At 69.8% G+C, this 21,004-nt stretch carries 24 protein-coding genes and 1 pseudogene; 18 read left to right on the top strand and 7 right to left on the bottom strand.

Annotated features, from left to right (window positions below; genetic code table 11):
* Together KSF81_RS26835 and KSF81_RS31700 are read right to left on the bottom strand one after the other, a co-directional pair.
* Positions 1-1,842, bottom strand: coding sequence for a response regulator (locus KSF81_RS26835; RefSeq protein WP_217381948.1), 1,842 nt, complete (start codon positions 1,840-1,842; stop codon positions 1-3).
* Between the two features lie 506 nt (positions 1,843-2,348).
* On the bottom strand, positions 2,349-2,498 hold the full coding sequence (locus KSF81_RS31700) for a GMC oxidoreductase (protein ID WP_254454300.1): 150 nt from the start codon (positions 2,496-2,498) through the stop codon (positions 2,349-2,351).
* A gap of 199 nt (positions 2,499-2,697) precedes the next feature.
* On the opposite strand from KSF81_RS31700, the gene KSF81_RS26845 reads away from it, so the two are divergent.
* The 6 genes from KSF81_RS26845 (at position 2,698) to KSF81_RS26870 (ending at position 6,094) form a co-directional block, all read left to right on the top strand.
* Positions 2,698-2,997: a hypothetical protein gene (locus KSF81_RS26845; protein WP_217381950.1), complete on the top strand. Its 300-nt coding sequence runs from the start codon at positions 2,698-2,700 to the stop codon at positions 2,995-2,997.
* Entirely contained in the window at positions 2,994-3,251 is a 258-nt protein-coding gene (locus tag KSF81_RS26850) for a DUF4258 domain-containing protein (RefSeq protein ID WP_217381951.1), read from the top strand. The genes KSF81_RS26845 and KSF81_RS26850 overlap by 4 nt, the downstream gene beginning before the upstream one ends.
* A complete protein-coding gene (locus KSF81_RS26855; RefSeq protein WP_217381952.1) occupies positions 3,248-3,469 on the top strand; it encodes a DUF2283 domain-containing protein in 222 nt (73 codons plus the stop codon). Before KSF81_RS26850 ends, KSF81_RS26855 begins: the two co-directional genes overlap by 4 nt.
* A 172-nt stretch (positions 3,470-3,641) precedes the next feature.
* Entirely contained in the window at positions 3,642-4,082 is a 441-nt protein-coding gene (locus tag KSF81_RS26860; protein ID WP_217381953.1) for a hypothetical protein, read from the top strand.
* Positions 4,083-4,277: 195 nt separating this feature from the next.
* Positions 4,278-5,051, top strand: coding sequence for a DDE-type integrase/transposase/recombinase (locus tag KSF81_RS31705; protein WP_309139779.1), 774 nt, complete (start codon positions 4,278-4,280; stop codon positions 5,049-5,051).
* Entirely contained in the window at positions 5,048-6,094 is a 1,047-nt protein-coding gene (locus tag KSF81_RS26870) for an IS110 family transposase (RefSeq protein ID WP_217382121.1), read from the top strand. The genes KSF81_RS31705 and KSF81_RS26870 overlap by 4 nt, the downstream gene beginning before the upstream one ends.
* Before the next feature lie 314 nt (positions 6,095-6,408).
* Here the strand turns inward: KSF81_RS26870 and KSF81_RS26875 are convergent, their stop codons facing one another.
* Positions 6,409-6,843 (bottom strand): DUF2147 domain-containing protein, encoded by a 435-nt coding sequence (locus tag KSF81_RS26875; RefSeq protein WP_217381955.1) that lies wholly within the window; start codon positions 6,841-6,843, stop codon positions 6,409-6,411.
* A gap of 184 nt (positions 6,844-7,027) precedes the next feature.
* Here KSF81_RS26875 and KSF81_RS26880 point away from each other — a divergent pair, with 184 nt between their 5' ends.
* The 12 genes and pseudogenes from KSF81_RS26880 to tnpC form a co-directional block, all read left to right on the top strand.
* The gene (locus KSF81_RS26880; RefSeq protein ID WP_217381956.1) at positions 7,028-7,345 is read left to right on the top strand and encodes a hypothetical protein; all 318 of its coding nucleotides are present in this window, start codon (positions 7,028-7,030) and stop codon (positions 7,343-7,345) included.
* A gap of 302 nt (positions 7,346-7,647) precedes the next feature.
* Complete coding sequence (locus tag KSF81_RS26885) at positions 7,648-8,172, top strand: hypothetical protein (RefSeq protein WP_217381957.1); 525 nt, start codon at positions 7,648-7,650, stop codon at positions 8,170-8,172.
* A gap of 53 nt (positions 8,173-8,225) precedes the next feature.
* The gene (locus KSF81_RS26890; protein WP_217381958.1) at positions 8,226-9,227 is read left to right on the top strand and encodes a fatty acid desaturase; all 1,002 of its coding nucleotides are present in this window, start codon (positions 8,226-8,228) and stop codon (positions 9,225-9,227) included.
* 566 nt (positions 9,228-9,793) lie between these two features.
* The gene (locus KSF81_RS26895; protein WP_217381959.1) at positions 9,794-10,297 is read left to right on the top strand and encodes a phasin family protein; all 504 of its coding nucleotides are present in this window, start codon (positions 9,794-9,796) and stop codon (positions 10,295-10,297) included.
* Positions 10,298-10,682: 385 nt separating this feature from the next.
* Positions 10,683-11,912 (top strand): DUF2382 domain-containing protein, encoded by a 1,230-nt coding sequence (locus KSF81_RS26900; RefSeq protein WP_217381960.1) that lies wholly within the window; start codon positions 10,683-10,685, stop codon positions 11,910-11,912.
* A 241-nt stretch (positions 11,913-12,153) separates the two neighbouring features.
* Positions 12,154-12,366 carry a hypothetical protein gene (locus KSF81_RS26905; RefSeq protein ID WP_217381961.1) on the top strand — a complete coding sequence of 71 codons (213 nt, stop codon included), beginning with the start codon at positions 12,154-12,156 and terminating at the stop codon, positions 12,364-12,366.
* 117 nt (positions 12,367-12,483) lie between these two features.
* Positions 12,484-12,675 carry a hypothetical protein gene (locus KSF81_RS26910; protein WP_217381962.1) on the top strand — a complete coding sequence of 64 codons (192 nt, stop codon included), beginning with the start codon at positions 12,484-12,486 and terminating at the stop codon, positions 12,673-12,675.
* Between the two features lie 239 nt (positions 12,676-12,914).
* Positions 12,915-13,391, top strand: coding sequence for a CsbD family protein (locus KSF81_RS31710; RefSeq protein ID WP_217381963.1), 477 nt, complete (start codon positions 12,915-12,917; stop codon positions 13,389-13,391).
* A gap of 11 nt (positions 13,392-13,402) precedes the next feature.
* Positions 13,403-14,179 (top strand): hypothetical protein, encoded by a 777-nt coding sequence (locus KSF81_RS26920; protein WP_309139780.1) that lies wholly within the window; start codon positions 13,403-13,405, stop codon positions 14,177-14,179.
* Positions 14,180-14,490: 311 nt separating this feature from the next.
* Positions 14,491-14,907 (top strand): IS66-like element accessory protein TnpA, encoded by a 417-nt coding sequence (gene tnpA, locus KSF81_RS26925; RefSeq protein ID WP_217381964.1) that lies wholly within the window; start codon positions 14,491-14,493, stop codon positions 14,905-14,907.
* A complete protein-coding gene (tnpB, locus tag KSF81_RS26930; protein WP_217381965.1) occupies positions 14,904-15,260 on the top strand; it encodes an IS66 family insertion sequence element accessory protein TnpB in 357 nt (118 codons plus the stop codon). The genes tnpA and tnpB overlap by 4 nt, the downstream gene beginning before the upstream one ends.
* 13 nt (positions 15,261-15,273) lie before the next feature.
* Positions 15,274-16,596: pseudogene (tnpC, locus tag KSF81_RS26935) on the top strand (IS66 family transposase); the annotation flags it as partial.
* Positions 16,597-16,756: 160 nt separating this feature from the next.
* On the opposite strand, the gene KSF81_RS32560 reads toward tnpC, so the two are convergent.
* From KSF81_RS32560 to istA, 4 genes are all read right to left on the bottom strand, one after another.
* On the bottom strand, positions 16,757-16,936 hold the full coding sequence (locus KSF81_RS32560) for a hypothetical protein (protein WP_375293385.1): 180 nt from the start codon (positions 16,934-16,936) through the stop codon (positions 16,757-16,759).
* Positions 16,937-16,963: 27 nt separating this feature from the next.
* Positions 16,964-18,037: a group II intron reverse transcriptase/maturase gene (gene ltrA, locus KSF81_RS26940; RefSeq protein ID WP_217382123.1), complete on the bottom strand. Its 1,074-nt coding sequence runs from the start codon at positions 18,035-18,037 to the stop codon at positions 16,964-16,966.
* 259 nt (positions 18,038-18,296) lie between these two features.
* Positions 18,297-19,157: an IS21-like element helper ATPase IstB gene (istB, locus tag KSF81_RS26945; protein WP_217381966.1), complete on the bottom strand. Its 861-nt coding sequence runs from the start codon at positions 19,155-19,157 to the stop codon at positions 18,297-18,299.
* Positions 19,154-20,662, bottom strand: a complete 1,509-nt coding sequence (istA, locus tag KSF81_RS26950) for an IS21 family transposase (RefSeq protein ID WP_217381967.1) — start codon at positions 20,660-20,662, stop codon at positions 19,154-19,156. The genes istB and istA overlap by 4 nt, the downstream gene beginning before the upstream one ends.
* Positions 20,663-21,004 lie beyond the last annotated feature (342 nt).

Here is a 21,004-nt window from a genome sequence, read left to right on the forward strand (position 1 = left end):
TCAGACGGTTCGCTCGAGCCGATCCGCTGGCGCGGTGGCGAGCGATGCCGCGACCTGGTCCGCAAGCTGCTGCGCGGTGACAGGCTTGCGCAACAGGGCGAAGGTGCCGTCGACGGCCGCGCCGACGGCGAGCGCGGCCGCATCGCCAGCGTAGCCGGTGACCAGGATCGCGGGCAGGCTGGGGCGACGGCCCTGCGCCGCCCGGATCAGGGCGACCCCGTCCATCCCCGGCATCGCCAGGTCGGTGACGAGGATGTCGAAAGGCGCGCCCCGGTCCAGCAGGTCGAGCGCGGCCGCGCCGTCCCCGCCTTCCGCCACCTCGTATCCCGCCTCCCCGAGCTGGGCCGCTAGTACCTCGCGCACGACCGGCTCGTCGTCCACCAGGAGCACGCGGGGGCGCCGGCCTTGCCCGGCAGGCGGAGGCATCCAGTCCGCCGACGCGGGACCGGGATGATGCCTAGCCTCCTGGTCGGTGACCGGCAGCCAGAGCGACACCATCGTGCCCTGGCCCGGCTCGCTGACGATGGCCAACGCCCCGCCCGACCCCTTGGCGAAGCTCTGCGCCATGGCCAGCCCGAGCCCGGTGCCCTGCCCCTGGGGCTTGGTCGTGAAGAAGGGTTCGGACGCCCGCGCGAGCGTGTCCGCGCTCATTCCCTGGCCGGTGTCGGCGATGGCGAGGTGCACGTATGGGCCGGCCCCCTTGAGGCAGCAGGGGCCGCCTTCGCTCCCTCCCCGGTGCATGCGGGCAGACAGCGTGAGCGTGCCCCCGTCTGGCATGGCGTCGCGCGCGTTGGTGGCCAGGTTGACCAGCACCGTCTCCAGCTGGCCGCGGTCGGCCAGCACAGGCGGCAGGCCGGGCTCCGCCTCCACCTCCACCCGGATCCGGGGCCCGAGCGTGGCCGACAGCACCTCCCGCAACCCGCCCAGGAGCTCGCCGGCATCCAGGGCGGCCGGGCGCAGCTCCTCGCGGCGCGAGAAGGCCAGCAGGCGCCGGGTAACCGAGGCGCCGCGCCGGGCCGCCTCCTCCACCATGCCGGCCAGGCGCTCGACGGCCGCCCTGTCGCCGGCGCGGCGGCGGATCAGGCCGATGCCGCCGGAAACCGCTTGCAGGACGTTGTTGAAGTCGTGCGCGATGCCGCCGGCGAGCTGCCCCACCGCCTCCATCTTCTGGGCGTGGCGGAGGCTCGCCTCCGTGGCGCGGCGCTCCGCCATCTCCGTCCGCAGCTTGGCGTTGCTGACGTCCAGCTCGCGCGTGCGCTCCGCGAGGTCGAGGCGCAGCCGCAGGGTTTCGCCGAAGTACCGGCTCGAGCGCCTGACGGTCACGATGAGCACGACGAGGAACACGCCGATCATGGCGGCCGCGGCGAACCGGCGTCCCGAGCCCTCCAGGGCGAGCCGAATGGCCAGGAGGCCACTGGCGGGGATGATGAAGGCGAGGGCGCTCGGGAGGTGCGCGTAGTGCAGCGCGGCGGCACCGGCGCACATGCCGGCGATCACGAACGCCCAGAACAGCTGGTGGATCTCGGCCTGGGGGAACAGCAGGACCGAGCCCCCGCCCCAGAGCAGCCCGGCGGCGAGCGCGCCGCAGATGCTGGTCGCGGACCAGCGCCGGTGCTGCGCGATCGCTGGTCCGGCGCGGCGGTATGCCCACCAGGCGGCGAGCCGGGCCGCCGCGACGAGCACGGCCGTGCCCAGCCATGCGTAGGCGCCACCGCCCTGCCCGTCTGCCACGAGGACCGCGACCATGAGCGCCGCGTTCGTCATCGTGGCGAGCGCGGCGACCGGGATCTGCTCGAAGGCGGCCCTGACCCGCTCGGTCTGGAGCTCGGCCTCCTTAGTCATGTGACAGCCGTCGGGAGGCTCGGGGCATCCTCTCGATCCGGGTGGTTCACGGAAGCAGGGTAGTTGAGGATCGGGCGAAAGACCACAACCGCCGGGGCGTTGATGCATGGAGGCAGCATAAAGCGACAAAATTCAGGGACATACCGTTGACCTAGGCACTGCATGGAGCGGCTTAGCGGCGCCGGTGGAAGGTGTGGCGCAAGCGGGCGATCCACTGATTGAGGGTGCGCAGCGCGAGGCTATGGCTTTCGGCATAGGCGGTGCACACAGGCCGCATTCGTGCCATGCACGCCCTCCGTCTCTCGCATCATGTCGGCCAGGGTCTGGGCGCCGCGGCGACTTGCGCCGCGGCCGACCGCGCCGCACACCGCGTCTTGCCGGTGCTGGACGAGCTGTAAGATCCTGGTTTCCAAGGGTGCTCTCCTCGTCGAAAGCACCTGGAATAGCCGGAGGAACCTGGCTCCACTCGGTCTTACCGGCTGCCATATGCCGGTGGAAGCCGGAAATCAGACGTTCACGGCGGCTGGCGGGGTGCGGCCACGGATGAGGTCGGCCGCCTTCTCAGCGACCATGATCACCGCGACGTTGATGTTGCCGCCCACGAGGTCGAGCATAACAGACGTGTCAGCCACGCGCAGCCCCTCGGTGCCGCGCACGCGGAGCTCCCGGCGGAGATTATGTAGGCCTCCTCCGCCACTACGGCGAGGATGTGGATGGTCAGCCGGTTTACGGTCGGCGTGGCGGCGGTGATGATTGGCGCCGGCTTGGCGCACCCCTACCATGGGCGCGGCCGGGACGGTTGGTGTGCGCCGGGCGGTGAGCCGCAAGCCCCCAGCAGCCGTAGGAGGTCGCCGTATGACCACCGGCATGCCGGACAAAGCCGCCGCCACCGACCGGCTACGGCGGGCGCTGCTGGCCTTTCAGCACGCCCAAGGACTACTTCTGGCCGCCCACCGACGACTGAAGGAGCTGCCGCCGGCCGAGGTGGAGCAGTTCTGGGCCACCCAGGGCCGCCGCCTCGAAAAGCACCTGCAGGCGACGGCCATGGAGGCAGACGCGGCCTTCAAGGTGTTCTCGGCGGCCGGCCTGGTTGCGGCCCCGGCTGACCGGCACCGCGTTAACCAGGCGCGCCGGCATCTCGCGGAGGGCGGATGATCCGGTATCTGCAGCATGCCCGGGAGGCGATGGTTAGGCGGGGCATCGACCCCACCTGGGTCGAGGCCGCCCTCGCCGCCCCGGACTGGACCGAGCCAGATCCTGGCCATCCCGGGCGCACCTGCTCCTTCCGGGCCACCTCTGAGATAGGAGGCCGTGTGCTGCGGGTTGTTCATTGGCGGGACGGCCCCGATGTCGTGGTGCTCATGGCCCACCCCGACCGCGACGCCGCCAAGAGGAGGCCCAAGGTATGATCACGACCAGTTATGACCCGGAGGCGGATGCCGCCTTCGTCTCCTTCGGCCCGAAGGGAGCGCAGTCTACCGAGACGGTGGAGGTGGCGCCCGGCATCCTGCTCGACTACGACGCCACCGGCCGGGTCATCGGCGTCGAGGTGCTTGACGTGCGGGCCCGCGCCGCAGCGGCCGAGCCCCGCGCCCAGGAGACGGTTGCAGCAGCGCAGCGGCGCTAGGCAGCCGCGACACAGCCCCCGATGCTGGGGTTCCGGTAGCAATGGAACCGGGATGCCAGCCCTCGCCAGTCATGGCCGCCCTCGCCGGAACAGCAGTGCCCGCCATGCCCGGGCGAGTGGCTGAGCTGCACCCGGTTTCCCTGGACACCCATTTGTCCAGGGAGAGACCGGAATGATGAAGCTGAACATGAACGAGATCGATCGTCCTGATGTGGTTGATGGGCCGGTGGTCAGCGAGGGCGGGCGCAGCCCGTCCACGCTGTCCACGGGCCACGCTGCCCCATCGGTGCCAAGCGAGACAAAGCCCGGCCCGCTGGCGCCCGGTCAGCGCTGGAGCGTGGCGCGCAAGCGCGAGGTGGTGCTGCGGCTGCTGCGCGGCGAGCCGGCCGAGTTGCTCTCCCGCGAGCTCGGCCTGCCGATGTTCAAGCTGGAGCAGTGGCGCCAGAAGGCCGAGGCCGCGCTCGACGGCGCTCTCAAGGAGCATGAAGCCGATCCCGCCGACGGCCAGCTCGGCGCCGCCATGCAGCGCATCGGCGAACTCAGCATGGAGGTCGAGCTGCTGCGCGCCAGGCTTGAGCGCCCCGGCCCTTTGGGCCGCCGGAGGTCGCGCTGATGGCCCAGGCGACTTCTCCCGCCAGCGGCCAGCGCTACGGCGTCCAGCGCGTCTGCCAGGCCTGGGGCGTGCCGCGCTCCAGCTTCTACGCCGCCCGCCAGCCGGCGCCGGCCAGCACCTTGCCGCGCCCGCCGGTGCGTCGCGGGCCAAAGCCCGCGATCTCCGACGAGGCGCTGCTCGCCGCCATCTGGCAAGATCTCGCCTGCTCCCCCCTGGACCGGCGAAGGCCACCGCAAGGTTTGGGCCCGCCTGCGCGTGCGCGACGCCATCCGCGTCTCTGCCAAGCGCGTCCTGCGCCTGATGCGCGAGCATGCCCTGCTGTCGCCGCACCGCGCCCGCCAGCGGAACGAGACAGCGCACGACCGCCACATCATCACTAAGGCGCCGAACCTCATGTGGGCCACCGACGCGACCCAGATCACCACCGTCCAGGACGGCAAGGTCTGGCTGTTCGGCGTCGCCGAGCACTGGAACGCCGAGCTCCTCGGCTGGCACGTGACGAAGTCGGGCACCCGCTTCGAAGCCACACAGGCCCTCGGCATGGCCATCCGCCAGCAGTTTGGCCACCTCTCCGCCGACGCCGCCCGAGGCGTCGCACTGCGCCACGACCACGGCAGCAACTTCATGGCCGACCACTTCCAGAAGCAGATCAGGTTCTGGGGCATGGCACCGAGCTACGCCTTCGTCGCAGAACCGGAGACGAACGGCGTCATCGAGCGCCTGTTCCGCACGCTGAAAGAGCAGATCGTGCACGGCCGCATCTTCCAGACCATCGACGAGGTCCGTGACGCCGTCCGCGCCTTCGCCGTCCGCTACAACGCCGAGTGGCTGATCGAAAAGAACGGCCATCGCAGCCCACTCGACATGCGGGCCGCCTGGCTGGACCAGATGGGGTGGACGGCCCCCAATGGCATCGATGTGCCAAGGTGCGGTCGTCTAAACCCGCAGCGAGGGAGCCGTTCGCGATGAGCACTACCATGATTGGCCTCGACATCGCCAAGTCCGTCTTCCAAGTCCACGCCGCAGACGCGATCGGCGAGGTGCAGCTGAGGCGCAAGCTGCGCCGCGACGAGCTGATCCCGTTCTTTGAAGGGCTGCCGCGCTGCACCGTGATCATGGAGGCGTGCGGAGCGGCGCACCACTGGGCCCGCGTGCTGGGCGGCCTCGGGCACGAGGTGAAGCTGATCGCCCCAGAGACGGTCCGGCCGTTCGTCAAGCGCGGCAGGAAGAACGACGCCGCAGACGCGGCGGCGATCTGCGCTGCCGCGTCCCGGCCCGATGTGAGGTTCGTGCCGGCGAAGAGCGTAGAGCAGCAGGGTGTCCTCGCCCTGCATTCGGCGCGCGCCCTGCTCGTCAAGCAGCAGACGATGCTGGCCAATGCCCTCCGTGGCCTGGCGACCGAGTTCGGCTTGGTCGCGCCGCAGGGTATGGGCAGGCTCGAAGAACTCGTGGCGCTGGTGGCGGCGGATGGGACCTTCCCGGAGCAGGCGCGCGGGGCGTTTGCCGGGCTGCTCGAGCAGTGCCGCGCGACCGCCGAACGGATCGAGGCGCTGGAGGCGAAGATCGTCGCGCATGCGCGGCGGAGTGACACGGCACGGCGCCTGGCCACGGTCCCCGGCATCGGGCCGATCACCGCTTCACTGATCGCGGCCACGATCGGCGGCAACATCGGGGCGTTCCGGAGCGCGCGGCACTTCGCCGCCTGGCTCGGGCTGGTGCCGCGGCAGCACTCGACCGGCGGCAAGACCCGCCTCGGCCGGATCACCAAGGCCGGCGACCGGCAGATCCGGACCCTGCTGGTGCTCGGCGCCACCTCAATGGTCTACCGCGCCGTGGCGTGGAACAGCGCCGCCGGGGCATGGACCCGAGGGCTGCTGGCGCGGCGTCCCGTCCGGCTGGTGACGGTGGCGCTGGCGAACAAGATGGCGCGCATCGCCTGGGCGCTGATGACGCGCGACGAGGTTTACCGGGCGGAGGGACGTAGCGCGGCCGCTTCGACGGCCACGGCGTGACATCCCGACCCGCGCGGTAGGCGGCGGGCACGAGCCCGCACCATCCGGCGGCAAGCGCCGAGAGGCGTGATGGGGAAGGCTGTGGTCCAGACAGCTCAGGCGAAGCCGTTGACGGTGTCGTGCCACGAGCACGCGAACCAGATTGGCGCCTGACACGCACGCGCACACCCATGATGGCCAGCGGCGAACGCCGCGCGACAGGCCGGACATAAGGGCGCAGCTGACCGGACCTTCCACCAACGCGGATCGGGGTTTCAATGCCGGCAATGTGTCACGCGCACTGAGCCTCGCGCAGCCTTTCCGTCGTCGCCGCTCTAGGCCGGGTCAAGCCGATGGTGCATCGGGCCGCAGCGAAATTCGTTGCCGTGCTCCGGCCGTCCACATAAGCGGTCGGGAACGGTGGGGCGCAGCCCCCAGAGGATGGTCAGGCCGCACAGCCGGCGCGGCCGCAGCGCCGGATCGGGGTTGTTCCTGTCGAGGTTCAACCGCCCCTGCGCATCGCGCGGAACTCGCAGCCATAGGATCCGGCCGCACAGCAGGCCGCTGCACTCGAAGATCTGCACGGCCGCCTTCCCGTCGATGAGCCAGACGCCATCCGGAACGCCGGCGGAGGCCGCGGTGCGCGTGAAGGCCAGGACCATGAGGGCGGCGAGCACCAGGGCGGCGCGGCGGAGGCTGTGCGATGAGCCCGACCTGGGACTCCGTGCCCGGTCCGGGCCGAGAGCGGCGGCAACGGCTCGCGGTGACATGGGCGTCTCCTCAACGTTGTCGCTTGCCGTTCCTTCCTTGGCCCGGCAGTCGCGGGGGTCGCCGGAGAGCACGGGATGGTGCTTCCGTGCATCCTGTGAATCCCAGGCGTGGATCACGATCTCAAGCGGACAGGTGCTCGCGCCACCCGGACCGACTGCCGCCGCGGGCCTGCGCCGAGCCGCGATGGGCCCAGCCGAACGATCGTGGAAGTGCATTCCGATGAAGCCGAACCCGACTGATCAGATCGCCGACCGCGAAGCCGAGGAGCGGAGCGAGAACGAGGGGATGCCGGAGCACCGGGCGAAGGCCCATGATCCGGTTCGATGGGCCGCCGATCGCGACCTGAGGATGGGCCATCGCATGCCGGAGCGCTCGCCCAGCCGCGGCGGAATGTTCGGCGTCGCCCTGATGTGTTGCGCCATGCTGGCCGCGGTAGGCTCGGCTCGTGGTGCATTGCGCTGGATGCGGCGCGGGGGCGGCATGGCAAGACTTCCCCGCTGAGCAGCGAGCGTGCCGCCGGCCCCGGGCTGCCGACCGGAGCAAGCATTGCCGGACGCATCAACCACGGATGGGATCCATGGCCAAGGCTCAGAAGCGCAGCAACCGGGAAGCGAAGAAGCCCGGGTGGCCGAAGGCGAAGCCTGTCACGGCTGCCTCCCCCTTTGCGGCGCGGGCGCAGGCTGCGTCGCCGCCTGCCAAGAAGGGCTAGCGGCACGCCGTGCACCGCTTTGGCCTGACGATGCTGGCCTGCGCGTTGGTGTTGCCGCCGAGCTGGCCATCGTCCGCGGAGGAGGGTAGACCCGATGGGTGCCGAGCGTTCGAGCGATGCCGATGGTGCTCGGGGCGGTGGACGTCCGACCCGGCCCGCGGCCGGGGGCTCCCAGCCCCTCTTCTCCCTCTCCCTCGATGAGCTGTACGCGGCCCGGGACGAGCGGGAGCGGCGCAGCGAGGCCGCCGCGGTGGATGCCGCGCGGCAAGAGCGCGAGCGCCGGACCGGCGACCGCGGCCGCTTCGATGCCCGCGGCCTGACCGACGCCGACCGCCGGGGCATGCTCTCGAAGGTCGAAGCCGCCTTTGCGGGCGGCCAGCGGGAGGTGATGCTGGTGTCCTTCCCCTCCGACTTCTGCACCGACGGCGGACGCCGGATCAACAACCGCCTCCCGGGCTGGCAGGACACGCTGCCAGCCGGTGCGCAGCTGTTCCTCGTCTTCTGGCGTGACGCCTTGCAGCCGGGCGGCTTCGGCCTTGGCGCCCGGGTCCTCGACTTTCCTGGTGGCGTACTCGGCGATGTCGGCCTCTTCGTCACCTGGCCCGAGAGCAGAGGGTGATGCCCGGGGCCGCGGCGCCGCCGCCGACAGCCCCTCTTGCGGAGCACGCCAGGTTGGAGAGGCACGAACTCAGGGCGGTCGCGCTCCGCTTCCAGGAGGCGATCCCGCGCACCGCCCTATCGCAGATCGCCACCACCTTCCCGCCGCTGCTGGGCCTGCTCGCGGCGATGCACGCCGGCCTCGTCCTGGGCTGGTGGCCGGTCCTGGCGCTCGCGCTACCGGCCGCGGGCCTCGTGGTGCGGGTCTTCGCACTGCAGCACGACTGTGGGCACGGTTCGCTGTTCCGGTCGCGGCGCGCGAACGACGCGGTGGGCCGGCTCTGCTCGCTGTTCACCCTGACGCCCTATGGGCACTGGCGGCGGCAGCACGCGGGGCACCACGCAGCCTGGAACGACCTCGACTGCCGCGACCGCGGCGCCGACATCTACTCCACCTGCGCCACGGTGGCCGAGTACCGGGCCATGGGCCGCTGGCGCCAGCGGGGCTTCCGCGCGGCGCGGCATCCGCTCGTGGCCCAGCTGCTCCTGCCGCCGCTGATCTTCCTGGTGCTCTACCGCGTCCCCTTCGACGCGCCGGCGGCCTGGCACCGGGAACGGCGCGGCGTACACCTGACGAACCTCGCGCTGGCTGCCTGCTATGGTGGCCTATGCGTGCTGCTCGGCTTCGGGCCGGTGGCGTCGGTGCTGCTCGCCGTAATGGTCCCGGCGAGCGTCGCCGGGGTCGGGCTGTTCTCGGTGCAGCACCGCTTCGAAGGCGCGCGCTGGACCTGGCACGCGGAATGGGACGCGGTGGCGGCGTCGCTAGAGGGCAGCTCCTTCCTGCGATTGCCGCCGATCCTGCGGTGGTTCACCGCCCGGCTCGGCTTCCACCACGTGCACCACCTCGCGCCGCGCATCCCCAACTACAGGCTGGAGGACTGCCACGACGCGCACCCGGCCTTCGCTGGCGCCCAGGTCATCACCCTGCGGGACGCTCTCGCCGCGTCGCGCCACGTGCTGTGGGATGAGGCCGCAGGCCGCATGGTGACCTTCGCGGAAGCCGACCAGGTGTCCTGACCCGCCGAACTGGTCCGGGCGGAGCGCAGGTTTTTCGGGCACCCTGACCCTTGGAGGAGAGTGCCATGAAGCGGAAGCGGTGCGCGAACGAGCAGATCGCCTTCGCGCTGCGGTCACGCCGGGCAGTCCGATGTTCAGGAGGCGGAGACACTCTGCAATCTCGTCGCGGATCCGCCACCAGAAGTGCGGGTTCCTCGCAATCTATCCCAACATCCGGCCTGTCGGCTGGCACGGGCAGATGCCGAAGTCAGGATAGCGAACCGTCTGAGGTGGGGAGCTGGGCGGGGGCAGGACCGCCAGCCCAGCTGACCGGTTGGGTCAGCGGCTTAGCACTCGGCGACTTCTGCCCGCCGGCCTCCACGCGGCTACGTCAACGAACGGGCGTTCTGGCGGGCTGCACCGCGAGCGCCTGGCACAAGCCGGAGCGACTAAGCGGGACAATTGCTGCGCCGCACAAATTCCCTTGCTTTTGCTTGTTGGAGGGCCTAGGTCTACCAAATGCTGCAGCGCAGCAATCCGGCGCCAATGAGGTCGTCGAACCAGCCTCTTGGCGAAGGATCACGACTATGGCGGTTCAGAACACGATGGATCGGACGGCGACGGCCTCCAGGATGGCAGCGGATGGCATCGCCGCAGTCCAGCAGGTTGCTGCCGAGAGCACGGCTCAGGTCCGCGGCCTGATGGAGAACGGCTGGAAGCCAGCGGCTGAGGCGTTCTCCAAGGCCACCAACGGCGCGGCCGGGTTCGGCCGCGGCAACCTCGAGGCGGTGACGCAGTCCACGCAGGCCTACCTGACGGGCATGCAGGATTTCAGCCGCCAGTACCTCGCGGCGGTGCAGGGCCTGACGCAGCATGCCGTTGCGGGTGCCAAGGCGTTTGCCGGTGCGAAGAGCCTGCAGGACGCCATGGCGGTCCAGGCGAACCTCGCCCGCGCCTCAGTCGAGTTGGCTCTCGGCGAGGGCACGAAGCTGCAGCAGGCGGCTCTGAAAGTGACCGAGCAGGTCTATGCTCCGCTGACACAGCGCACGACGGTGGCGCTCGCGCAGACGAAGTTCGCGCGGGCAGCCTGACTGGAGACGGCGAGGGGTGGTGTCACCCTTCGCCTTCGACGAACGGATGGGATGCAACACCTCCGTGCGGTGCACCGCACGAAAGGCGCCCGTGCTTGTAGCGCGGGCGTAGCGAGGCCGCGCCAGGGACCTCCCGGAGCGGCAAGACCGCCGCAGCCATAAGCCTCTTATGGCGCGGTCGTTGGTTATCTCCGCAGTTCAGCGGAGCGGTCATTCCATTTGCTGCAGTGCAACTTCCCACTTGCTCATGCGCTTGCATGTTGCAGCACGGCAAAACGCCTTTCCCAAAACCGGATTTCCCAAGCTCCACGTGAGCTGCCGGGTGTTGGCGCCAGCTCCCCATTTTCATGCCGAAATCACTTCAAATCGCCACGGAGCTTGCTTCGTGGCAGCCAAGGAATTCACGATGAACCTCCGAACCCTGATGCAAACTGGTCCCGCCAAAGCCATCGAGCTGTTTGCCAAGCTGTCCGAAACTTCGGATGGCGCGGTGAAAACCCGGGAGAAGCTGTTTGCCGAGTTGAAGGCCGAGCTCGAGCTCCACGCCAGTCTCGAAGAGCAGCACCTCTTCCCGGTGCTCCGGCGGAATGCCGAGACCAAGGAGCTCGTTGCCGACGCGATCCGGGATAACAAGGAGCTGCGGGCGAAGCTCGCCGAGCTTGAGGCCCTGCCGAAGAACGACGAGAGCTTCCCCGAGCGGCTGAAGGATCTGCAGAAGACCTTTCGGCAGCATGCACGCGACGACAAGCGGGAGCTTCTGCCGGCGGTGCAGCGGGCGCTGAGCGAGGAGCAGGTGCAGAACGTCGCCGAGAAGATGGAGGCGGGCCTTGCTGAAGCCGAGCAGGCCAAGCAGGACGAGGCGGAGGAGCGGCGGGCCAAAGCCCGGCAGGAGCGTGAAGAGGCCGAGTTCCTGGCCCGTCAGGCCGAGCTGCGGGTCGAGCAGAGCCAGGCCGCTGAACGCCGCACCCGTGAGGCAGCGCGGCAGGTCGCCGACGCGGCGCTGGCGCCGATGCAGGCCGCCACCGAGACGGCGCGGCAGGCCACTCGCCTGGCGGCAGGGGCTGCCGAAGCGACCAGCAATACTGGCCGGCGTGCTCCGGCACGGGCCCCGGCATCGGCATCAGCACTGACGGACATGTTCCTGTGGCCCTGGGTGGGCGCGCTGCAGAGCATGCAGCAGGCTGGCAGCTCTGTCGCCGCCAGGGGACCTTCCGGCATGGAGGAGGTGATCCCGCTCGGCGAGGAGGTGCTTGAGGTCAGCAAGCGCACGGAGAACCGCGGCACGGCACGGATCCGCCGCTATGTCGTGGAGACCCAGGCCGAAGAGCAGGTCACCCTGCAGAGCGAGAAGGTTGTGGTGGAGCGCCGCCGGCCGGCAAATGACAAGGTGACCGGCGAGATTCTGACCGAGATGACGGTCGAGGTGATCGAGACGGCCGAGGTTCCGGTGGTCGAGAAGCGCCTGCGGCTGCGGGAGGAGATCGTGGTGCGGACTGAGCGCACCCAGCAGGTCGAGACGGTGCAGGCGACCCTTCGCCGCGATGAGGTGGAGATCCAGCAGCCCAGCCGGAAGCGCGGTGGGCAGCAGCTTCGCTCTGTTGCTGCAGAAGCCTAGGACCGAAGGCAGTCAGGATGGGACGGGCCCCTGCGGTCGAGCAGAGGCCCGTCTCACCTGCCTCCTGCGCCATGCGCGTCCGACCCCGGGTCGTACAAGCACCGGCAGCGTTGACTGAAATCCCAAACTGGCGGCGTGCAGACCGACGCTGCCGCCGTGGGATCCTGAGCGAAACGGCGCGCGGGCCGCCCGATCGCCCTGCATTGGCGCCATCGCCGAACCCGCCCCGCGAGGAACGGCCATGCCGCTTCACAGCTTCACAGTCGGGCAAAGCATCGAGTTCGTACCCGCCAGGTTCGACGGCACCGCCCAGCGTGGGACCTACACGGTCGTTCGCCAGCTCCCGAACGACTCGAGTGACCGCGAGTACCGGGTGAGGAACGTCGGCGACGGCCACGAGCGTGTGGTGCGGGAGAGCCAGATCCGCCGCGGGCCGACTGCACCGCTCGGCTAAGGGCAGTCTTGGGTGAGCGAGCCGCACGCACGGTTAGCGTCGGTGTCGAGGCGGTAGATTGGGGAGGGTCTTCGCACCCGGCCTCACTTTGCGTGGCGCCTAATAACGGAGGGATCCGTGGCACAGAGCAAGGCAGAGGCCGAGAGCGCCGATCCGACCACCGCCATCAAGGCCGAGGAGGAGGCCGCCTATCTCGCAAAGCGGCATCGTGTGTCGCCCGCCATCGTGCGGGAGATCATGCGCCAGATCGGATCGAGCGAGCGCAGCGCAATCGAGCGTGAAATCCAGAGAGGCAAGGCGAGGCGGTGATCGCCCTGCGTCCACGCCTGATCCGAAGAGCACGCGTTTGGTTCGGCACGTTGATCTGATCTTCTGGCATTAGCGACAGGGAGGCAGGCGCACTGTTCTTTGCAATGAGCGCCAAACCCGGACACCTCTGTGGAACCCTTTGCAACCTGGCGGGTTTGCGCGGCGCCTATCCACGACCGGCGCCTGATCAATAGCCGCTGCCGGTTTGTGGAACGCGGCAGGGCAGCAGAAGGAGTGTCGTGGGCAAGGATCGAATCGCGGGCACCGCGAAACAGGTGAAGGGCTCGATCAAGGAGACCATCGGCAAGGTCACCGGCGACACCAAGACCCAGGCCGAAGGCACAGCCGAGAAGGCCGCGGGCAAGGTGCAGAACACCGTCGGCGGGGCCAAAGGCACCCTGCGTAACGCCACCGAAAGTAGCGCCGGACGCCAAGCAGGATTGCGTCTCAACCCGGTCGAAGCGCATTCCGCGTGCGACGGCCCGGTTCAGGTCTTGTCCTTTCCTTGCCGCAGTCTGCCATCAACGTCGCGCGGCGAGCCGCGCCCCATTCCCGAAGGATACCCGCCATGCAGGCTCGTCCCCCCATCGACCCTTACGCTGCAGGTGCAGCGACGATCCCAGGCGCAGCGGCGGTGGCCGCGCCCGAAGGCGCCCCCGCGCTACCGCCGCGCGTGTCCTGGGGTGCCATCATCGCCGGCGCCCTCGTCGCGGTAGCGGTCGGCGCCATGCTCAATATCCTCGGCCTTGCCGTCGGGGCAACGGCAGTCGAGGCGGTGAGCCGCGACACACCCTCGGCCAGCAGCTTCGGCATTGGTGCCGGCATTTGGCTGCTGGTGTCCAATCTCGTTGGCCTTGCCGCGGGCGGCTACGCGGCCGCCCGGCTCTCCGGGACCTCCGACGGCACTGACGCAACCCTGCACGGCCTAGGCGTCTGGGCCACCGCGTTTCTGATTTCGGCGGCGCTGCTCGGCAATGTTGTCGCCGGTACCGCCTCCACGGCCTTCGGCGCGGTTTCGAACGTCGTGGGCGGCGCGGCACGCGGCGCCGGTTCGGCGGTGTCGGCGGTTGCCGACCAGGCCAACCCGCAGGCGCTGATAGACCGGGCTCGGCTTGCTCTTACCGGTCCATCGGATCCAGCCCGCATGAGCACGGAACAGCGGGCGGCGGAGATCACCGGCCTGATCGGCCGCCGGGTGACTAATGGCTCCCTCTCCGACGCTGAGCGGCAACGGCTGAACGCGCTCGTCGCGGCGGAGGCAGGCATCCCAGAGCAGGAGGCGGCGCAGCGCGTCCGGTCCTACGAGGCTGAGGCGCAGCGGTTGGCCCAAGAAGCTGAAGAGCGTGCCAGGCGGGCCGCCGATGCGGCAGCCAGTGGCACTGCGGCGGCAGCCTTCTGGGTGTTCGCCGCCCTGCTGCTCGGCGCCATAGCGGCGATCATCGGTGCCCGCTCCGGCATGCGCAACCTGCTCGTCGTCGGCGCCGCCCGGCGGCGGGTAGCGTAGATCCCGGTTGGATCTGGATCGCGGCGTAGCACCAGGAGGCCCGGCGCAGGGAGCGCGTTCCAGGTTCCAGAATAGAAAAGGGCCGCCGGCGCGAACCGGCGGCCTGTAAGCTCGAGTGGTGAACAAGCCCTGCTCGGCGCATCTGTGCCTTAGGCCGCGTGGGTCATCAGCACCTTTCCAGAAGGCTCCGCTGGGGTGCTGATTCAGCGCGGCAGCAGATCAGGCGTAAACGCGGCGAAGAGGCCCATCTTCCGGCGCGGCCCTTGGATGTGGTGGGGTCGGCTTGGAGCGAGGGGCTTTGAGCTGACGTTATGGATAGCGCTAACGACGACGCGAAGGGCGTGGGGTATCGCCGGATCGAGGTTCTGACGGGGCCTGGGCGGCGACGGAAATGGTCGGACGACGACAAGGCGCGGATTGTTGCGGAAAGCGCCGAGCCTGGCGCGGTGGTGACCGAGGTGGCGCGTCGCTGGCAGGTTTCGCCACAGCAGGTGTTTGACTGGCGCCGCCAAGCCCGTAAGGCGCTGGCGGCGACTGCCGCGCCGACGGAACTGGCCTTCGTGCCGATCGTGCCGGAGCCGCCGGAGACTGCGGCTGCCGCGATCCTGGCGCGTCCCGCGGCACCGATCGAGGTCAAGTTGGCCGGTGCGGTGCTGCGTGTCGCGCCAGGGACCGACGTGGACCTGCTGACGGCGGTGTTGCGGGCGATACGGGCGTCGGCGGCATGATTGCGCTGCCTGCCGGTGCCCGGATCCTGCTGGCGAGCAAGCCGGTGGATTTCCGCAAGGGGGCCCATGGCTTGGCAGCGCTCGCGGCCGAGGTGCTGGGCGAGAACCCGTTCTCGGGTGTGGTGGTGGTGTTCCGTTCCAAGCGAGCGGACCGGATCAAGGTCCTGATCTGGGATGGCAGTGGCCTGGTCCTGATCTGGAAGCGATTGGAGGGCAACAGCTTCCGCTGGCCTCCGGTGGTGGATGGTGTGCTGCGGCTGAAGCCGGTGGAGTTCGCGGCGCTGTTCGACGGGATCGACTGGCGGCGGGTGCAGGCGACATCGGAGATTCCCACGCCGAGCGTTCCTGCATAGACTCGGCGGCACGATGCGCGCCACGGGTGACGACACGCCGACACTGCCGGAGGATGCTGCGGCCCTGCGCGCGCTGTTGCTCGAGACCTTGGTGAAATGCGACACGCTGGCTGCCGAGCGGGATGCCCTGGCCTCCCGCAACGAGCAGTTGCAGCACCTACTGCTGAAGCTGAAGCGCCGGCAGTTCGGGCGGAAGTCGGAGCAACTACCCGCGGAGCAGTTGCTGTTCGCCTTCGAGGAGATCGAGGCGACGCTGGCCGAGAACGCCGCCGAGGGGGCCAGGCAATCCCCGGCGCTGCGGGGCCAGCAGGCAAGGCGCCGCCGGACCGGTCGCGGCCGCCTGCCGGCGCACCTGCCCCGGGTCGAGGTCGTTCTGGCGCCGGAGGTGGCGGCCTGCCCCTGCTGCCAGGGCCCGCTGGTCGAGATCGGGGTCGATGCCGCCGAGCGGCTCGACGTGATCCCAGCCCAGTTCCGGGTCATCGTGACCAAGCGCCCGAAGCTGGCCTGCCGAGCCTGCCCCGGTGTGGTCCTGCAGGCCCCCGCGCCGGCCCGCCTGATCGAGGGCGGGATGCCGACCGAGGCGACGGTCGCGCATGTCCTGGTGTCGCGCTATGCCGACCACCTGCCGCTCTATCGCCAGGCGCAGATCCTGGCCCGGCAGGGGATCGAGATCGGCCGCGAGATCCTCGCCGACTGGACCGGCACCGCGGCTATGGAGGTGGTGCCGGTGGTGCGCCGCCTGCACGAGATCCTGCTGGCCTCGCCGCGGCTGTTCGCGGATGAGACCACGATGCCGGTGCTCGACCCCGGCCGCGGCCAGACCAAGAAGGGCTTCGCCTGGGCGATCGCGCGCGACGACCGCCCCTGGGGTGGGGCGGACCCGCCGGCGGTGGTGTTCCACTATGCACCGGGCCGGGGTGCCAGGCATCCGAAGGCGCTGCTGGCCGGCTATACGGGCATCCTGCAGTGCGACGGCTACGCCGCCTACAAGGCCCTGGCCGCGGCCAACGGCGCCATCGCCCTGGCGTTCTGCTGGAGCCATGCGAGGCGGGAGTTCATCGAGTTGGCGAAGGGCAAGATGCCGATCGCCACCGAGGCCCTGCAGCGCATCGCCGCGCTTTATGCCATCGAGGCGGAGGTCCGCGGCCAGCCAGCGGAGATCCGCCGTGCCGTCCGCCAGGCGAAGAGCCGGCCGCTGGTCGGGGACCTGTTCACCTGGTTCACGGCGCAGCTCGCCCGTCTGCCGGGCGGCAGCCCGACCGCGAAGGCAATCCGCTACGCGCTGAACCACCGCGACGGCCTTGAGCGGTTCCTCGGCGACGGGCGGATCGAACTCGGTAGAGTCGAGGACAGGCGCGGTGGCTGTAGTCTCCCGGTGGGTTTGATGGTGTCACTTTCGCCCACCCCCGCAGTCCGGGCTGACGTGGCTCCGTCTCCTGTCCCCGCTCGTCAAACCGGACGTGCGGATTTCCCGCATCCGGCTTTCTCCCGATCCATCAGACCTTCGCTCTCGGCAGGTCGGCGCGGCGCTGCGGGACGCGGTAGAGGCCGAGTGTCCCGTAGAGGTACTCGTCCGGGATCTGGCGGAACCCGGTGCCTCGTCGTCCCGTGCGGCGCATCAACCAGCGCCGGACCCTGCGGTCAGTGTAGGTCCGGATGCGGTCATAGATGTCCATAACCGGTCCCTGATCGAAGTAGCCGCATCAGCCGCGAAGCATGCTGCTGATGCGTGCCACCGTGCTCTCCGGGGTATCCGGGTACCACTGCCGCGAGGTCCGCTCGTGGATACGCTCGAGCAGGCTCCGCACTGCCTTCTGCGAGGGTCGGGTGCCGATGTAGGGGCGCCCGTCCTTGCCGTAGTAGCGGCCGACCGTATAACCGAGGAAGTCGAATCCTTCCTCGGGCAACCGGGCGACCCGGGTCTTGGCCGTGTTCACCTCCAGGCCGAGCCGCGCCATCAGCGCCTGCGTCCTCGTCAGTGCCGCCTCGGCGTTACCCGGCCGGCAGCAGATGACGAAGTCGTCGGCGTAGTTGACGACGTGGGCATCGAGTTGATCCCGATGGCCGTGGCCATGCCAGGCCAGCAGGAAGCGCCGGAAGTACAGGTTGGCCGCTAGGGGCGAGATCACCCCGCCCTGCGGCGTCCCCCGTTTGGTCCGGCGCGCCTCGGTGGTCTGCACCGCGCGCCCGTCGACGATCTCCACCACGGGAGCTGTGAGCCAGCCCTTGATGGTGTGGAGGAGGCGTCCGTCGGCGATGCGGCGGGACAGACAGCGCATCAGGGGCGAGTGCGGGATCGAGGTGAAGTAGTCGCGCAAGTCCGCGTCCACCACCTCCCGCCGCCCATGCTGCGTCACGTGCCAGTAGACCCGGCGGAGAGCCATCTTGGCGTCCAGCCCGGGGCGGAACCCGTACTGCTGTGGCAGCAGGTCCGCCTCGAAGATGGGCCCGATGACCAGCATCACCGCCATCTGCGCCACACGGTCGCGGATGGTGGGAATGCCGAGAGGCCGCCGGCCTCCGTTGCTCTTGGGTATCCACACCCGCAGGAGGGGCTTGGGCGCGTACTGGCCCGAGGTGAACTCCTCCCGCAGCCCTTCCAGCCACCGCTCCACGCCCTTGGCTTCGATCCGGTCAAAGCTCTCGCGGTCCACCCCCGGCGCCCCCGCATTGGCGCGGCAGCGTCGGTAGGCTTCCTGCAGGACATCCTTGCGACAGACCTTGTCCCAGAGGCTGTAGAAGCGGCAGGCCGGTTCAGCCTTAGCTTTCGCCTGCAGCGCGGTCTGGAGCGTCTCAACCGTACCAGCGGTGAGCTATGGCCGAAATTGGGTGACGGCGGTCTAAGAAAGGCGGCGTATCGAGGCGGGTGACGAGCCTGGTTCGGGTCAGGGCTCCTTCCCTCCGCCGGCGTTACCCGGCCTCGACGGTACTACGAACCCATCCGCCATCTGCGGTCGCCGGCGCTTGTAGCGCGTCAACCATGTTGTCCGAGACCGACAACCAAGATGGCCGGTGCTGGCTGGTACGGTTAGCGGTTTAGGTGGTGATGTCCTCCTTGCTGTCGGTGAGGTTGTCGGCGTCAGCCTCGTGCTGGTGGGCATCGAGGATGTCGGCGGAGGTTGTCGCCGGGGTTTCGGACTTGTTCCGGCGGCTGGCTGCGGTGCGGCGTCGATAGCTGTCGACGTTCATCTCGAGGATGGTGGCGTGGTGGACGAGGCGGTCGATGGCGGCGACGGCCATGGCCTTGTCCGGGAAGAGGCGATCCCAGGCGCTGAATGGGACGTTGGCGGCGATGGCGAGGCTGCGGTTTTCGTAGCGGCGGGCGATGAGCTCGAAGATGACGCTGGTTTCCGACTGGTCCTTCTGGGCGTAGGCGATGTCGTCGAGGATGATCAGGTCGAAGCGGTCAAGCCTGGCGAGGGCCTGCTCGAGGACGAGATCGCGCCGGGCGGCTTGCAGCCTCTGCACGAGATCGGTGGTGCGGGCGTAGAGGACGCGCCGTCCAGCTTCGACCAGGGCATGGGCGATGGCGCTGAGGAGGTGGGTCTTGCCGGCGCCCGAGTTGCCGATGGCAATCAGATTGGCGCCGGTCTCCAGCCAATCGCCGGCGGCAAGGGCCTCGATGCGGGCGCGCGGGACGCTGGGGATGACCTTGGCGTCGAAGGTGGCCAGGGTCTTGCCGGCGGGCAGGTTGGCTTCGAGGAGATGGCGCCGGATGCGCCTTGTGTCGCGCTCGGCGAGTTCGATCTCGGCCAGGGCGGCAAGGAACCGAGCAGCCGGCCAACCCTCCTTGTCGGCGCGCTCGGCGAGGGCCTGCCAGTGGCGGTGGAAGCTCGGCAGGCGCAGTGCCGTCAGCATGGTGGGCAAGGCGTGGACGTCGATGGCGCGGGCGCTCATGCCTGCGCCTCCAGCAGGGCGTCGAAGGTCGCCAGGGCGGTGAGCGCGACGGGCACGTCCGCGGGCAGGTCGCGCTGCCGCGGCGCCAGGCGGCCCTTGAGGGTGGCCGCATCCGGCAGGTGCCCGGCGGCGAGTTCGGCGGTGATCAGGCCGGCGAGCGCGGCCTCGCACACCTCGTCATGGGCGAGCCAGAGGAGGTCGACCATGCGCCAGCAGGCCTCGCGTTGGGGCAGCGCCTCGGACAAGGCGATCCAGGCGGCGGCGTATTCGCTGCGGGGGAAGAGGCCGTCGCGGTAGACCGAGGCGGCGAGCGCCTGCGGCTTGCGGCGCAGGGCATGGATGACGTGGCGGTAGTCGATGCAATGGGCCCGGCGCCCGTCCTGGCGGGCCCGCAGGCGGGGATGGCTGAGCACCTGGGTGCTGCCGAGCCAGGCCTCGATACGGTCGTCATAGACATGCACCCGCAGGCGCTGGCCGATCAGGCGCGAGGGGGCGCTGTAGAAGATGCCGTGCACCAGGAAGCCGCCGGTGCGGGTGACGCGGGCGACCAGCTCGGTGAAGTCTGTGGTGCGGCGGGATGGCAGGGACTTGAGAGCCGCCATTTCGACCCGGAGCACGGTCTCGCGGCGGCGGTTGCGCCGGGCGACGAGCTGGTCGATGAAGCGGCGCCAGTCGGGGAGGCTGGCGAAGTCGCGCGAGCCGCGCAGGATCAGGGCCTGGTCGAGGGCGGCCTTGAGGTGGCGGTTGTGGGCCTCGACCGCGCCGTTCTCGTGCGCCTCGCCGGGGTTGTTGCGGCTGGCCGCCATGCCGTAGTGGGTGCAGAAGGCCTCGTAGCGGCGGGTGACGTCCTCGGCGGCCACGCGGTCGAGGTTTCGGTAGGCGGCCGAGAGGCTGTCGGTGCGATGCTCGCGCGGGACGCCGCCCAGGGCCCAGAGGGCGTTCTGCAGGTTCTCGGCCAGGGCGGTGAAGCTCTCGCCGCCAAGCACGACGGCGACATGCTCCCAGCTGCTGTAGGCCAGGACGAAATGGTAGAGCCGGTGGGCCAAGGGCTGGCCGGCGATGGTGACGGCGAGTTCCCCGGCGTCGGTGAAGTCCGACAGCGCCATCCGGCCGGGCTCGGGCACCTGGCGGAAGATGATGTCCCGCTCCGGGCCATGCAGGGCGCGCCAGTCGCGCACCCGCCGCTCCAGGGTCCGCCGGATCCGGTCGTCCGGAAAGCCATCCGGGTCGGTCACCTGCAGGTGTCGCAGCAGGGTGACGGCCTGCACCGCCGGGTCGTTCTCAAGGATCGGCAGCAGCACCGGCTCCCACACCGCGGCAAGTGGATCGGGCACGGTTCGGCCGCGCTCGGCCTGGCGCTGAGACGGCAACTGGGGATCGGCCTCGATCCGCCGGGCGGTACGCTCACTGAAGCCCGCGCGGGCGGCGGCGGCACGCTGGCTATGACGCAGTCGGTCTTGCATATAGGTTCTCACTTGCTGGTCGATGACGGGTTTGCCCGGCACGAGGCGATCTCCGTTTGGCAACAGAGACCCTCCTCGCGCCGGCCCGCAGCGGCCAGCACCCCACACCCCATCCCGGATCGAGACGGTCATGCCGGTGGCTCCAGCCTCCGGGCGGGCTACGCCCGCCCTACGCCTGGGGCCACCGGCCAACTTGCCTGACGGTGCCGGTCACGATGGTTGTCGCTGAACAGGCGCTGGCCCTCACGGGTTCGCCGTTGGAGTGGAAATGCCGCTCCACTCCACGTCCGCAGACTTCCCTTGTTGCGCACTGCTCATGTCCCGTGCGTGCTGCCACCACTACCCCGGTGGGATCGCCGGCTGCATATCTCGCTCGCTTCGCCG

This window comes from Siccirubricoccus sp. G192, assembly GCF_019084075.1.
GTDB lineage: Bacteria > Pseudomonadota > Alphaproteobacteria > Acetobacterales > Acetobacteraceae > G192.